Below are 14,806 nucleotides of genomic sequence, written 5' to 3'. Positions count from 1 at the left end.
ATATGTTCACTTTGGAACACGCGCGCGGGTACGCCCCTCACTAATGCGAGAAAGCTAACGGAGATGTCCAGAGGCTATGTGAGGGGAGGCCCAAAAGGAAAAAGCACCACCCTCCGAAGAGAGTGGTGCCCGGGGACGGGATCGAACCGCCGACACCATGATTTTCAGTCATGTGCTCTACCAACTGAGCTACCCGGGCTTACCAAACCGAGTTTGGTCATCGTGCGAGACCAAGCTTTTCAGCGAATTTTTCGGCTGCCGAGGCGGCCGTTCGCTGCTGGTGGCGGGCCTATGAAGAACATGAACCGGCTTGGCAACCCTAAAATGACACGATCATTTCAATCGTCCTGTGGATAAAGGTCCGAGTCCGGATTTTGAGGCGCGGGCGGGCCGGGAAGGGCATAGCCGTCTTCCAGCCACTGCAGCAGATCGCGGTCGCGGCAGCGCTTGGAGCAGAAGGGCGTATGTTCGACCGCGCGCGGCTTTCCGCAGATCGGGCACTTGCGATTGGGCCTGCCGCCAGCGCCTTGGCCCGCGGATTTGGCCGTGCTTGGATTTGTATCGTCGCTCATGAGGTGATCGCCTGCGCGAAACCGCCCGCCAGTGCAAGGCCCGGCTCTTCGCGCCAGGCCAGCACGCGTCCGGTGCGCCGTGCCAGTTCGGTTTCCCATTCCGGCCGCACTTTGGCGCGGATGCGGGGATGGGCGGTCAGCAGAAGCGTTCCGGGCTCCTGGACGCCTTCGGCCTGCCGCAGGAGCAGCCGCGCACAGGCGCCGGCCGGCTCGTGGCGCAGGCGGTGAAGCAGCGAGGGCCGTTCCAGCCGCGCCACCAGCTGGACGAAACCGAACCCGTTCATCGCCGTGTGCTGGTGCGGCCAGTGGTCCAGCGCCGCGGCCAGCGCCTCGTCCACCGCACGCCGGTCTTCCTTGCGCTCCAGCGAGGGGAAATCGATGCCGATCGAGCCGCCAAGGTCCAGCAGGCCCACGGCGCGCGCAATCGCGGGGATCGCCGCCAGCGCCAGGGCCCGCGGGGGGAGGGTGCCGTCGATGTCGATCAGGGTCATCGCCGGAGTAGGGATCACCAGGATCGCGCCGCCGTCGAAGGCCAGTTCGCCGTCCAGCGCTTCGGCGAAAAGCTCCGGCCAGGGGTCTTGCGGAAAGGCGCGGAGCGTGCGGACCGGGAGGCCACCGCCGCGCAGCGATTCCGCGAGTGTCGGCGCGGGACGGATCGGCGCGGCGCTGGGCCGCGCCTGCGCGCGCTTCAATCGGCCGGTTTCCGCCATGGCCGCGCGTGTCACTTCGACACGCAGCGTGGCGCCTTCGCTGGCTTCCGGCGGCAGGCCGTCGACCAGCGCTTCTTCGCCGGAAGCGAAGCGGAGCGTGCCGCGACGCGCGCCCTTCGTGCGGGAGAGCAGCACCGCGTCGGCCACTTCACCGGGGGTGAGGCGGCCGTGCCATTGCAGCCGGGCAGCCAGGACCTCGCCATTCTCGACCAGGATCGCGCGGCTCTCGCCGATCCCGTCCTCGACGAGCCACTCAGCCAATCGGGAAGCCCGCTGCCTGCAGCAGTGCACGGGTTTCGAACAAGGGCAGGCCGACGACCCCGGAATGGCTGCCGGTGATCGCGGCGATCAGGCCTTCGGCGCTGCCCTGGATGGCATAGCCGCCCGCCTTGCCGTCCCACTCGCCGCCGGCGATGTAGGCGTCGATTTCCTGCTTCGTGAGCGGTTTGAAGCGCACGATCGTTTCCGACAGCCTTTCGCGAAGCGTGCCGTCGGGCGATTTGAGGGCGATGGCGGAGAGCACGCGGTGGCGGCGGCCGGAGAGGAGGGCCAGGCAGGCGCGCGCGGTCGCCTCGTCCTCTGCCTTGGGCAGGATACGGCGGCCGCAGGCGACGACGGTGTCGCCCGCCAGGACATGAACATCGCCGGCTTCGGCCGGAAGCACCACGGCGAGTGCCTTCTCCCGCGCCATGCGGCGTGCATATTCGCGGGGAACCTCGCGGTCTCCGTGCGCTTCGTCGATATCGGCAGCGATGATGGCGTGAGGAACGATGCCCAGCCGCGCGATCAACTCGCGGCGGCGCGGGCTGGCCGAGGCGAGGACCAGTTGCGGGTCGTGCCGGGCTGCGGAGGCGTTTTCGGCAGGGGTCACGATCAGTACTGACCGGGGCCAGCGCGACCCGGCATAAAGCGGTAGGTGATACGGCCCTTGGTAAGGTCGTAAGGGGTCAGCTCGACGAGCACCTCGTCGCCGACCAGCACGCGGATGCGGTTCTTGCGCATCTTGCCGGCGGTATGCCCGAGGATCTCGTGGCCGTTTTCCAGCTCAACGCGGAACATCGCATTCGGCAGGAGTTCGATGACCCGGCCACGCATTTCAAGGAGTTCTTCTTTCGCCATTGGCGATCAATACCCGTAAGCCTGCTGCATGATTGGGGCGCGCCATAACCACGACTCGTCGAAAATGGAAGCCTTGCTTGGCGAACTCTTGAACGGGGCCAGCAGATAGCCCGTTTTCGCCGGTTGTCGTTTCAAAAATGCCGCACACGACATGTCGCTTGGGCGGATGCGCCTGCGAATAGTTGGCCGAACGCTTCCGGAACTGTCCTGCGACAAATGCATATTCTGTTGCGACAAAAAGTTACCCGCCCCGACCTTGCGGCATGTTCGCAGTCGCGGCATCAGCGCAGCGGGCCGAGAACAAGGCTCATTGGCGGGAAATATCTTTTTCAATCGGAGGTTTGATTTGCGGTGCGTGCATCTGGTCCCATGGGTTGGGCCACTGTTTGCCGGCGTGTGCCTGCCGGCGCTGGCCCAGGCGCAGGTCGTCCCGGCTTCGCCGGTAGGTGCAGAGGCCGCGATGATGACCAGCGCCGCCACCAGCACGGCCGTTGCCGGCGCCGGGATCGCCGCGGCTGTGAACCCCAGTGACGCATCGGTGCCGCCGGACGAGGACAACGACGACGATCCGCTGGAAGTGACCGGGGGGGATATCGTTGTCGTCGCCCCGCGCATCCTGGGCCAGCTGGACGTTCCCAACCAGCCGATCGCCACGTTCGACGAGGACGACATCGCCGCCTACGGCGTGGATTCGATCGGAGACCTGATCGATGCGATCTCGCCGCAGACGGGCAGCGGGCGAGGGCGCGGCAGCGGTACGCCGGTCATTCTCGTCAACGGCCAGCGCATCACCAGCTTCCGCGAGATGCGCAACATCCCGCCGGAGGCGATCCGCAAGCTGGAAGTGCTGCCCGAGGAAGTGGCGCTGCGCTTCGGCTATCCGGCGAACCAGCGCGTCGTCAATCTCATCCTCAAGGACAAGTTCTCGGCCACGACCGTCGCCGGAGAGTTCAACAATCCCACGCGCGGCGGCTACGACAATTACGAGCTGGAAAGCGGCATCGTGAAGATCGCCGGGCCGCGGCGGTACAACTTCAACGCGAAGTATACCGACACGTCGATGCTCACCGAGGACGAGCGCAATGTGCGGCAGGAGGACGGATCGCAGCCCACGGTGGCCGGCGATCCCGAGCCGGCGCGCTATCGCAGTCTTGCAGCCGCCGATTCCGAGTTCACGGTGGGCGGCAACATGACGCAGAACCTTGGCGACAAGGGCATGGCCGGATCGATCACCGCGAACGGCGCCTTCACGCACGAAGTATCGACCTCGCTTTCGGGGCTCGACACGGTGACGCTGACGTCGCCTGCCGGCAGCCAGGAAGTGCGCACGCTGCCCGATCCGCTGACCTCGCGCGTCGTTACCGACACGTTCGAGGCCGGGCTGGGCTACAACACCATGGTCGGCCGCTGGATGTTCAACGTCACCGGTGACGGCAGCTATACCGATGCCGGCACGCGCACCGATCGCAAGCGCGACCTTACGGGGCTTCAGGATGCGGCCGCGGCCGGTACGCTCGACATTGCCGGCGCGCTGCCCGTGGTTGCCGGGGCGGGCGTGGACACCGCGCGGAGCCGCACGCTCTCGCTCAGTTCCCTGGCCACTCTCTCCGGCACGCCCTTCATCATGCCGGCAGGCGATGCCAACCTGACCTTCAAGGGCGGCTACGATTTCAGCCGGGTGCAGAGCGAGACCCATTCGGATACCTCCGCCGCCAGCACGTTGACGCGCGGCGATGTCTCGGGCGGCGTCAACCTGGCGATCCCGCTGACCAGCCGCGGCGATTTCCTGGGCGGCATCGGCGATCTCGCGCTCAACGTCAGTGCTGGGCTGAACCACTTGTCGGACTTCGGCACGCTGACCGACTGGAGCGCCGGACTCACCTGGTCTCCCACCGAGAAGCTGACTTTCCAGGCAAGCTACCTGGTGGACCAGGAAGCGCCGACCCTGGCGCAGCTGGGCGCACCGAGCGTGCTGACCTACAATGTCTCGGTCTACGATTTCACCACGAATTCCACCGCGCTCGTGACCGTGCTGACCGGCGGCAACCAAGATCTGCGCAAGGAAACCCAGCGCGACATCAAGCTCTCGGCGACCTGGGAACTGCCCTTCATGGAGCGCTCCAACCTCATCCTGGAATACTTCCACAACCGCTCCTCGAACGTCAGCGAATCCTTCCCGATGCTGACTTCGGCGGTGGAGGCGGCGTTCCCGGATCGGGTGCAGCGCGATGCTTCCGGAAACCTCGTCTACGTCGACCGGCGCGCGGTGACCTTCGACGAGGAGACGAGTTCGCGTATCCGCTGGGGGCTCAATCTCTCGGGCAATCTCGGCAAGAAGGAGACCGGCGGCGGGCAGGGTGCATTCGGCGGTCCTCCGCCTCCGGGCGCAGCGCGCGGTGGTGACGGCGGCGCTCGTCCCTCGGGCGCTTCCGGTAGCGGCGCTTCCGGTGGTGGCCACCAGGCAGGCGGCGGCGGGCCCGGTCCCGGCGGTGGCGGTCCACCGCCGGGCGGTCCCGGCGGCCCTGGCGGCAAGGGCGGCCGCTGGAATCTGTCGGTCTATCATACCTGGCGCTTCACCGACCGCGTCAAGATCGCCGACGGCGTGCCGGAACTGGACCAGCTCAACGGCGAGGCCCTGACGGCGGGCGGCGTCCCGCGCCATGCGATCGAGGCCGAAGGCGGCATGTTCAAGAACGGCTACGGCTTCCGCCTCAAGGCCGAATGGGACGCGCCGACGCGGGTGGACGGCACCGGCCTGCCGGGCAGCTCGGACTTGCGCTTCGGCAGCACGTTCGACGTCAAGCTCCGCATTTTCGCGGATCTGGGAAAGAATGCCGATCTCGTGGCCAGAGTGCCGTTCCTCAAGGGCACGCGCTTGTCGCTCGTGGCGGACAACCTGCTGGATTCGCGGCAGAAGGTTACAGACCAGAACGGCGAAGTGCCGATCGCCTACCAGGCGGCCTATCGTGAGCCGCAGGGCAGGGTGCTGGGCATCGATTTCCGCAAGATGTTCTGATCACGCCGTCGTCCCGGACTGGCCTGCCGGCCATTGGCCAGCGGCGAACGCCGCCCATCGGCCCAGCGGCGGGAGATCCGGGACGACGGTGAAATCCCCTTCGCAGACCGCTTCCCCTTCGGCCGTTCAATCTCTATCTGGCCCTGATGGCGCGAACACCTGCCGGCACTCCCGAACACCCCCAAGGCACCGAACGCTTCAACGAGGAGCGGGCGACTTTCACCCTGCGCGGCTCCGAACAGCCCGATCTCCAGCAGGGGGTCGAGGCGATCCGGGAAACCTTGCGGACTCTGCCCGCCAAGCCCGGGGTCTACCGCATGCAGGATGCGCGCGGGGATGTGCTCTATGTCGGCAAGGCGCGGGTGCTGAGGAACCGCGTCGCCAACTATACCCAGTGGGAGCGGCTGCCCGGCCGCCTGCAGCGCATGGTCAGCCAGACGCGCAGCATGACCATCGTCACCACCAATTCCGAGGCCGAGGCGCTGCTGCTGGAAGCGCAGCTCATCAAGCGCTTTCGCCCCGCCTACAACGTGCTGCTGCGCGACGACAAGTCGTTCCCCTTCATCCTGCTGCGGTCCGAACATGAGTTCCCGCGCATCATGAAGCACCGCGGCGCGCGCAAGATGAAGGGCAATTATTACGGCCCCTTCGCCAGCGCCGGTTCGGTGAACACCACGATCAACGCCCTGCAGAAGCTGTTCCTGCTGCGCAGCTGCACCGACAGCTTCTTCTCCCGGCGCGACCGGCCCTGCCTGCTCTACCAGATCAAGCGCTGCTCCGCGCCTTGTGTCGGCCGGATCGACGAGGCGGGGTACGGAGAACTCGTGAAGGAAGCCAAGGACTTCCTTGGCGGCAAGTCCAACGCGGTACAGAGGAAGATCGAGAGCCAGATGGCCGAAGCCGCGGCCTCGCTGGACTTCGAGCGCGCGGCCATGCTGCGCGACCGCTTGCGCGCGGCCACATTCATCCAGGGTAGCCAGGCCATCAACGCCGAAGGCATGGACAGCGCCGACATCTTCGCCATGGCCTGCAAGAACGGCCAGATCGGCGTGCAGGCCTTCTTCATTCGCGGCGGCCAGAATTGGGGCCACCGCGCCTTCTTCCCGACGCATACCGAAGGCCTGTCCGAGGAAGAAGTGTTCCAGAGCTTCCTTGCCCAGTTCTACGAGGAAGTGCCGCCCTCGCGCACCATCCTGGTCGACCGCGAACTGCCCGAGGCCGAACTCATGGCCGAGGCCTTCCGCGAACTGGCGGGCGGCAAAGTCGAGATATCGGTGCCCCAGCGCGGCAGCCGCCGCCGCCTGATGGATCAGGCCGTGCGCAATGCCGTGGAGGCGCTGGACCGCCGCATGGCCGAGCGCGGCTCGCAGGCCAAGATCTGGCGCGAGATGACGGAATTCCTCGAACTGCCGGACCTGCCGCAGCGCGTGGAAGTCTACGACAACTCGCATATCCAGGGCAGCAAGGCGGTCGGCGCGATGGTGGTGGCCGGGCCGGAGGGTTTCCTCACCAGCCAGTACCGCAAGTTCAACATCCGCGAGGCGCAGAGCAACGACGATTTCGCGATGATGCGCGAAGTCATGACCCGTCGTTTCGGGCGCGTGCAGGAAGAGGACCCCGAACGCGAGAGCGGTATGTGGCCCGACCTCGTGCTGATCGACGGCGGCAAGGGCCAGATGAGCGCCGTGAAGGACGCGCTGGAGGAACTCGGCATCGAGGACGTGAACCTCATCGCCATCGCCAAGGGGCCGAACCACGGCCGCGAGGGGCGGGAGATATTCCACTTCCCCGACGGGCGCGAAAAGATGCTGCCGGTCAACTCGCCGCTGCTGTTCCATCTCCAGCGCCTGCGCGACGAGGTCCACCGCTTCGTCATCGGCGCGCATCGCGCCAAGCGCAGCCGCGCGATCACCGCCAGCCCGCTCGACGAAATTCCCGGCATCGGCCCGGCCCGCAAGCGCGCGCTGCTGCTGCACTTCGGCACGGCAGGCAAAGTGCGCGCCGCCAGCCTGGACGACCTTCAACGCGCGCCCGGCGTCAGTGCGGCGGTGGCACAGACGATCTACGATTTCTATCATCCGAACGGCTGACGGGGCGCGGCGAAGGAGGCCGATAGCCGCGGTTCCACCCTCCGCGCCGAAGGACCAACAGCCGACTCCCATCGACGAACGACATGAGCCTCGCGTGACACTGCGGCGAAGTTCGCGCTAGGACGCGCGCATCCGCTGGCGCGCGGGGGCAGCCCTGCGCATCCGCAACAAAGCCGATTTCCGGAGCTTCAGCCCCTCATGCGTTCTTCCTTGCGTAATCTCGCCACGGCCGGCGCCGTGATTGCCCTTGTCGTTTCCGCGCAGGCCTTCGCCGCAGCACCTGCCGCCGTTCCTCCCGCCGCCTCGGGCGAGGCCGTGCCGCTGGCCGAAACCGTCCCCAGCGACCTGCCGCGCAACGCCCGGCCCAGCCACTACCGCATCGAAGTGACCCCCGATGCCAAGGCACTGACCTTCAGCGGCATCGCCTCGATCGACCTCACCGTCTTCACCGCCACCGACGCACTCACGCTGCACGGCAATGGCCTGGCGGTCTCGTCCGCCAGCCTGGTCGCCGCCAACGGCGTCACCCTTCCGCTCCAGACGAGCGCCGACGAGAACGCGCAGACCTTGCGCTTCGCCGCCGGCAAGACGCTCGCGCCGGGCAAATACCGCCTCGATGTGACTTATGCCGGCAAGATCGGCACTCAGCCCTCCGGCTTCTTCGCGCTCGACTATCCCGACAAGCGGACCGGCGCGGGCAACCGCGGCGAAGTGCGCGGGCTGTTCACCCAGTTCGAAGCGCCTGACGCGCGCCGGTTCGTGCCCAGCTTCGACGAGCCGAGCTACAAGGCGACCTTCGACCTTTCCGCCGTCGTCCCCGCAGACCGCATGGCGATCAGCAACATGCCGGTGAAGGGGCAGGAAATGCTGGCGGGCGGGCTCAAGCGCGTCACGTTCGGCACGACTCCGAAAATGAGTTCCTACCTGCTGTTCTTCGGTGTCGGCGATTTCGAGCGGACCGCGAAAAAGGCGGCGGACGGCGTGGACGTGGGCATCATTTCGCCCGCGGGCAGCGGCGCTCAGGCCGACTACGCGCGTGACGGCCTCGCCCAGATCCTTCCCTGGTTCGACGACTATTTCGGCGTGAAGTTCCCGCTGCCCAAGCTGGACAACATTGCCGCGCCCGGCTCCTCGCAGTTCTTCGGCGCCATGGAGAACTGGGGCGCGATCATGACATTCGAGCGTATCCTGCTGCTCGATCCCGCCGTCACCAGCCCTTCCGGCAAGCAGAGCATCTACAGCGTGCAGGCGCACGAAACCGCGCATCAGTGGTTCGGCGATCTCGTGACGATGGCCTGGTGGGACGACATCTGGCTGAACGAAGGCTTCGCCAGCTGGATGGCCGACAAGGTCACCGATCACTTCAACCCGGAATGGAACTGGAAGCTGGGCGGCATCGACGGCCGCGAAGGCGCCATGGCGCTCGACGCGCTGCCAACCACGCACCCCGTCGTGCAGAAGGTCCGCACGGTTTCCGAGATGGAGCAGGCCTTCGATTCGATCACCTACCAGAAGGGGCAGGCGGTCATCTCGATGCTGGAGGACTATGTCGGCGCCGATACCTGGCGCACCGGCATGCAGACCTACATGCGCAGCCATGCCTATTCGAACACGGTCAGCAAGGACCTCTGGGCGGCCATGGAATCGGCGGGCGGCAAGGACGTGGACCTGATCGCCGAGGCGTTCACCCATACCCCGGGCGTACCGCTGCTGCGCGTCAAGGTATCCGCCTGCGCGGCCGGCAAGACGCGCCTCGACCTGACGCAGGACGCCTTCTCGCTCGATCCCTCGACCCGCGGCGGCAAGACGCCGACCTGGCCCATGCCGCTGCTGATCCGCGCCGGAAACGGGGAGCCCACGCGTCATCTCATGACCGGCAGGACCGACAGCGTCACGCTGGACAGCTGCGATGCCGTGCTCGTGAATGCGGGCCAGCTCGGCTATTACCGGACGCTCTACGATGGCAAGGCGCTCGATGCGCTGGTTTCCGGTTTCGCGTCGCTGGCGCCGATCGACCAGTACGGCCTCCTGCGCGACAACCTTTCGCTGTCGCTGGCGGGTTATCAGGACATGTCGGCGGGCCTGCGCCTGCTGTCGGCCGTACCCGCGACGGCCGATGCCACGCTTTCGGGCAAAGTCGTCGGCCAGTGGGAAGGCGTCTACGGTCTGCTCGACGATGCCAAGGTCAAGTCCAGGCTCGCCGCGCGGATTTCGAAGACCTGGGCGCCGCGTCTGGACAAGCTGGGCTTCGACCCGGTCGCAGGCGAGCCGCTGACCGACACCAAGCTGCGCTCGCAGCTGATAGACACGCTCGGCACGATCGGCGACGCCCGTGTCGTTGCCGAGGCGCGCCGCCGGCTCCAGGGGCTCGCCGCCGATCCCAAGTCGCTTGACGGTCCGATGAAGGCCACCTGGCTGAGCGTGGCTGCGGCCAATGCCAATCGTGCCGACTGGGATCTCCTGCGCCAGCAGGCCGCCAAGGCCACCGGCTTCGTGGAACGCCAGCTCTACTATACGGACCTCGGCATGGCCGGGGACGAAGCGATCGCCAAGGACGCTCTCGCGCTTGCCATTTCCGGCACGCCCGATGCGACCAGCGCCTCGCAGATCATCACCACGGTCGGCCGCGCCCATCCGGAGATGACGTTCGACTTCGTTCGCGCGCACCAGCAGGCGATCGACGGGCTGATCGAGCACTCCGGCCGCGCCCGCTTCTTCGCGCGCATCGTCGCGTCGAGCACGAACCCGGACATGGTCGGCAAGATCGAGGCCTATGCCGCAACGCTTCCTGCGGATGAGGCCAAGCCGGTGGTGCAGGCTCTGACCGGACTCAAGGAGCGTCTGGCCAATCGTCCCCGCCAGCGCGTCGAGGTCGCGGCCTGGGTGAAGAAGACGAAGTAAGGGGGCGCAATTCCGGGGGGTGACCCCCGGGCCCTCGGAATGGCGACATCCCGCATTGCCGGGCAGGGCGGAGAACAGGAGAGGCAGGGGGGCCTGGATCCCCTGCCTCTTCCTTATTTGCCGAACCTGCGAAGCACGCGCCACCCGAAAGCCTTTATCCGGTTCCGCGCGGGCCAGCGCTTCGTTCGTCCCGGCGAGAGGCCGAACCCTCGCAGCCAGCCATTGAAGGCCCGCGCATCGGCCTCCGCAAAGCTCCATTCGGAACGCCAGGTGATCGACAGGGAAACCGATGGCGCGCCGCCGTTGCGCACGAAATGGGGCGCCATGACCGGGACATAGACCGCCTCGCCCGCGCTCAGGGCGAACTCCGTGCCTCCGGGCAGGAGGTCGTCGTGCCACTTGAGTTCGCGGCCGCCGCCCGTGTGGTAGGTCTCGTGGACCCGGTCCGGCGCGAAGCGGGGATCGCCGGCGGGGAACTGGGTCATGACCTTGGTGCCGCGCACTTGCAGCAGGATGTTGTGTTCGGGGTCGAAGTGATAGGGCGTGACGCCGCCCGCCGAAGTGACGAAGGCAAAGGCCTGAAGCTTCATCATGCGGCCGGTTTTCGCCTCGATGGCGGGGCGCAGCTCATCCAGCAGCTCGCCCAGAAGGCGGGCGTAGCCAGGGTCCTGTTCGATGTTCTTGATGACGGCCCACGAGTTGGTCGTCTCGATCTCGCGGATCGTGCGGCCGATGGGGATGCCGGTGGGCGCGGGCTTGCCGTCGATGCCAAGCGGCTGGTTGCCGAAATTGTACTCCGCCGACCCCGCCGGCAGCGATTCCGCAAGGGCGGCAAGCGCTTCCAGCGTCATCAGCGGATGCTCGCCAAGGGCATGGGTCAATTTGTGCGGCACTTCGGGGTAATTGGCGGAAAAGCGGGCGCGCGCCTCTTCGGAGAAGACGGCAGCGCCTCCGGTCTTGGAAAACAGGTTCACAGGTTTCCTCCTGCGGGACGGCGCGCGATTTCCGCGCGGACGAAGTGGCGGAACAGGCGGCGGCGGAGCGGACCGCCGATGGCGATCGAAATTCGCGCGACCGTGCGGCGCTGGCGCCAGAGATGGTCGATCATCGGGTGGTCGGCCGCGGCGCAGCTGTCGGTCCAGGCGATGTCGTCGCGCTCCAGCACGCGCAGGTTCTCCCGCTGGAGCAGGACCCCCGGCGAGTATCGGGAGTAGCCTTCGTCGAAAGCGGTCTTGAAGGAATAGGCGCCCGGCGGGGTCAGGAAGCTGGCCAGCATGGCGATGGGCCGGCCGTCGAGCATGAGCGAGAGACGTTCGAGACGGCCCCGCCGGGCCGCGCCTTCCAGGCTTTCACGCAGCAGGGCGGTCGTTTCCGGCTGGTTGGCCAGCGCCGATCCGGCCTTGCCCTTCCAGCCAGAAGCCTCCAGCGCGAGGAAGGCGTCGCACCATGCGGCCAGGCCGTCCTCACCGGAGTGTCGCTCGACATCCACGGTTCCCAGTTCCGCCAGGCGGCTGGCCTGTCGGCGCAGTTCCTTGCGTTTCTTGCCCGATAGCGAGGCCTCCAGATAGGCGTCGCCGGTCAGGTCCGAGGCGAGCAGGGCGCGCTCCTCGCGGTGCACCACTTCGGACTGGCGCGGTTCTGCGGCAAGCAGCGCCGAAAGGGCGGCGTGAACGGGGCCGTCGACGGGAATGCCGCGCAAGTGGAGGAACAGCGCCTGTCCCGCGTGACCATCCGCCCAGTCCAGCACCGCGCGCCAGAACGCGGCCTCCGCGCCCCGTGCCACCAGCGGGACGCCGCAGAAGCAGTTGTCGTGAAGCCAGCTTGTCAGGTTCGGCACCGGCCAGCGATAGTAGCGGGGTGTTCGCAGGATCGGCAGAAGCCCGGCCAGCTCTCCGGCCCGCTCGAACCGCAGGATCATCACGTCCTGTCCGCGCGCGAGGTGACGCAGCGAGGGCAGGAGATACCAGCTTTCGAAAAAGGGATTGGGCTCGCTCGCATCCAGCGCGAGCCGGTCCCAGGCGGCGATGTCGGCCTCCAGCGCACGCCACGGGACGCAGCGCAGCGAATCGGGCGCCGCCGCCGGAGCGGCGTCCCTGCGAACCGAATGGGCCTGGCGGTCGAACATGGTGCTTGCGAGCCTGCTTATCCTTCAGCAGCCTCTAGCGCCCCGGCATCAAGGAAGTGCTAACGCCGCCTTCCATGCCAAAGCCCCGGCGGATCGCTCCGCCGGGGCCGGCCATCATGGTCTTGTCGTTTCAGCCTGCTGCCAGCGCGGCAAGCAGGAGCAGGGCGACGATATTGGTGATCTTGATCATCGGGTTCACCGCCGGTCCGGCCGTGTCCTTGTAGGGATCGCCGACCGTATCGCCCGTCACCGCGGCTTTGTGAGCTTCGGAGCCCTTGCCGCCGTGATGGCCGTCCTCGATGTATTTCTTCGCATTGTCCCAGGCGCCGCCGCCCGAGGTCATCGAGAGCGCCACGAACAGGCCGCCCACGATCACGCCCAGCAGCAAGGCGCCGAGCGCGGCGAAGCCGTTTTCGGTGCCCGCGACCGCCGAGATCACGAAGTAGACCACGATCGGCGCCAGCACCGGCAGCAGCGAGGGCACGATCATCTCCTTGATCGCGGCCTTGGTCACGAGGTCCACGGTCCGGGCGTAATCGGGCTTGGACTCGTAAGTCATGATGCCGGGATTGGCCTTGAACTGTTCGCGCACGTCCACCACCACATCGCCGGCCGCGCGGCCCACGGCGGTCATGCCCATGGCCCCGAACAGATAGGGCAGCAGCGCGCCGAGCAGCAGCCCGACGATGACGTAGGGATTCTCCAGGCTGAAATCGACATTCAGGCCGGGGAAGAACTCCCTAAGATCGTTGGTATAGGCCGCGAAGAGCACCAACGCGGCAAGGCCCGCCGAGCCGATGGCATAGCCCTTGGTCACGGCCTTGGTGGTGTTGCCCACCGCATCCAGCGCGTCGGTCTTCTCGCGCACGGCGTCGTCCAGACCGGCCATTTCGGCGATGCCGCCGGCATTGTCGGTGACGGGGCCATAGGCGTCCAGGGCGACGACCATGCCTGCCAGCGCCAGCATGGCGGTAGCCGCATAGGCGATGCCGAGCAGTCCCGCGAGCTGGTAGGCCACGATGATGCCGGTGACGATCACCAGGGTGGGCAGTGCGGTGGCCTCAAGACTGATCGCAAGTCCCTGGATGACGTTGGTGCCGTGGCCGGTCTCCGAGGCCTTGGCGATGGAGCGGACCGGCCGGTAGCCGGTGCCGGTGTAATATTCGGTGATCCAGATGATGAGGCCGGTAATGACCAGCCCGACCAGCGAGCAGTAGAACAGCGTGCGGCCGGAGAAGTCCGTTTCGCCGATGAGGGCGTTCATATCTCCGAGCGAATAGCCGATCGCCCACCAGATGGCCGGCACCGAGAGCACGGCAGTGACAAGGAAGCCCTTGTACATGGCGCCCATGATGTTCTGCGATCCGCCGAGGCGGACGAAGTATGTGCCGATGATCGAGGTGACGATGCAGACGCCGCCGATCAGCAGGGGCAGGGCCATCAGGCCGGAAAAATTGTCGATGCCCTTCATGAGGAGGGCGGTCAGCACCATGGTAGCGCCGACAGTGACGACGTAAGTCTCGAACAGGTCGGCAGCCATGCCGGCGCAGTCGCCCACGTTGTCTCCCACGTTGTCGGCGATGACGGCGGGATTGCGGGGATCGTCTTCCGGGATGCCGGCTTCGACTTTGCCGACAAGGTCGGCGCCGACATCGGCCGCCTTGGTGAAGATGCCGCCGCCGAGGCGGGCGAATATCGAGATCAGGGAAGCGCCGAAGGCGAGGGCGGTGAGACCCTGGACCACGGTGCGGTCTTCTCCGCCCACGGTATGTCCGCCCGGCCCGGTGAGGTACCAGTAGAACACGGCGATGGCGAGCAGCGCGAGGCCGGCCACCAGCATGCCGGTGATCGCACCGGCACGGAAAGCCAGGGTCAGGCCCTGTTGCAGGCCGGTCTGCGCGGCGGCCGCGGTGCGCACGTTGGAGCGGACCGAGATGTTCATGCCGATGAAACCGGCAAAACCGGAAAGGATCGCGCCGATCACGAAGCCCACGGCCGAAACGGTCCCGAGCGTGACGACGATAATCAGTGCAACGACGATCCCGACAACCGCGATCGTCGAATACTGCCGTTTCAGGTAGGCTTGTGCGCCTTCCTGAATGGCGGCGGCGATTTCCTGCATCTTTTCGTTGCCGGCTGGAGAGCCGAGCACTTGGCGGCTGGTGACGAAGCCATAGAGAATGGCCAGAAGCCCCAGGACAATTGCGATCGTGACTGGATTCACAAAACGCCCCCTTTTCCCAATATGTAACGACGGGTTTTCCCGCTCGATA

Annotated in this window: 10 protein-coding genes and 1 tRNA gene; 3 read left to right on the top strand and 8 right to left on the bottom strand. The window is 66.6% G+C overall.

What is annotated here, in order from left to right:
- Window positions 1-123 precede the first annotated feature (123 nt).
- The 5 genes from AC1VV3_RS03670 to infA form a co-directional block, all read right to left on the bottom strand.
- A tRNA-Phe gene (locus AC1VV3_RS03670) sits at window positions 124-199 on the bottom strand.
- 139 nt (window positions 200-338) lie between these two features.
- Window positions 339-494, bottom strand: coding sequence for a DNA gyrase inhibitor YacG (gene yacG / locus AC1VV3_RS03665; protein ID WP_132264136.1), 156 nt, complete (start codon window positions 492-494; stop codon window positions 339-341).
- Between the two features lie 74 nt (window positions 495-568).
- Window positions 569-1,543 (bottom strand): ribonuclease E/G, encoded by a 975-nt coding sequence (locus AC1VV3_RS03660; RefSeq protein WP_431567054.1) that lies wholly within the window; start codon window positions 1,541-1,543, stop codon window positions 569-571.
- Window positions 1,536-2,153, bottom strand: a complete 618-nt coding sequence (locus tag AC1VV3_RS03655) for a Maf family protein (protein WP_431567053.1) — start codon at window positions 2,151-2,153, stop codon at window positions 1,536-1,538. Before AC1VV3_RS03655 ends, AC1VV3_RS03660 begins: the two co-directional genes overlap by 8 nt.
- Before the next feature lie 2 nt (window positions 2,154-2,155).
- Complete coding sequence (gene infA, locus AC1VV3_RS03650) at window positions 2,156-2,401, bottom strand: translation initiation factor IF-1 (RefSeq protein ID WP_132263148.1); 246 nt, start codon at window positions 2,399-2,401, stop codon at window positions 2,156-2,158.
- A gap of 355 nt (window positions 2,402-2,756) precedes the next feature.
- On the opposite strand from infA, the gene AC1VV3_RS03645 reads away from it, so the two are divergent.
- The 3 genes from AC1VV3_RS03645 to AC1VV3_RS03635 all read left to right on the top strand — a co-directional run bounded on the left by AC1VV3_RS03645 (window position 2,757) and on the right by AC1VV3_RS03635 (window position 10,408).
- Entirely contained in the window at window positions 2,757-5,417 is a 2,661-nt protein-coding gene (locus AC1VV3_RS03645; protein WP_431567052.1) for a TonB-dependent receptor, read from the top strand.
- 146 nt (window positions 5,418-5,563) lie between these two features.
- A complete protein-coding gene (gene uvrC, locus AC1VV3_RS03640) occupies window positions 5,564-7,507 on the top strand; it encodes an excinuclease ABC subunit UvrC (RefSeq protein ID WP_431567051.1) in 1,944 nt (647 codons plus the stop codon).
- Between the two features lie 198 nt (window positions 7,508-7,705).
- On the top strand, window positions 7,706-10,408 hold the full coding sequence (locus AC1VV3_RS03635) for a M1 family metallopeptidase (protein ID WP_465128103.1): 2,703 nt from the start codon (window positions 7,706-7,708) through the stop codon (window positions 10,406-10,408).
- A gap of 113 nt (window positions 10,409-10,521) precedes the next feature.
- Here the strand turns inward: AC1VV3_RS03635 and AC1VV3_RS03630 are convergent, their stop codons facing one another.
- The 3 genes from AC1VV3_RS03630 to AC1VV3_RS03620 all read right to left on the bottom strand — a co-directional run bounded on the left by AC1VV3_RS03630 (window position 10,522) and on the right by AC1VV3_RS03620 (window position 14,757).
- Window positions 10,522-11,382 (bottom strand): transcriptional regulator, encoded by an 861-nt coding sequence (locus AC1VV3_RS03630; protein WP_431567049.1) that lies wholly within the window; start codon window positions 11,380-11,382, stop codon window positions 10,522-10,524.
- Complete coding sequence (locus AC1VV3_RS03625) at window positions 11,379-12,533, bottom strand: GNAT family N-acetyltransferase (protein WP_431567048.1); 1,155 nt, start codon at window positions 12,531-12,533, stop codon at window positions 11,379-11,381. Before AC1VV3_RS03625 ends, AC1VV3_RS03630 begins: the two co-directional genes overlap by 4 nt.
- 130 nt (window positions 12,534-12,663) lie before the next feature.
- On the bottom strand, window positions 12,664-14,757 hold the full coding sequence (locus tag AC1VV3_RS03620; protein ID WP_314465596.1) for a sodium-translocating pyrophosphatase: 2,094 nt from the start codon (window positions 14,755-14,757) through the stop codon (window positions 12,664-12,666).
- Between the last annotated feature and the right edge of the window lie 49 nt (window positions 14,758-14,806).

Source organism: Novosphingobium sp. BL-S-34 (assembly GCF_056857015.1).
The sequence above is the reverse complement of the archived record's forward strand: the minus strand, read 5'-3'. Positions and strand labels throughout refer to the sequence as shown.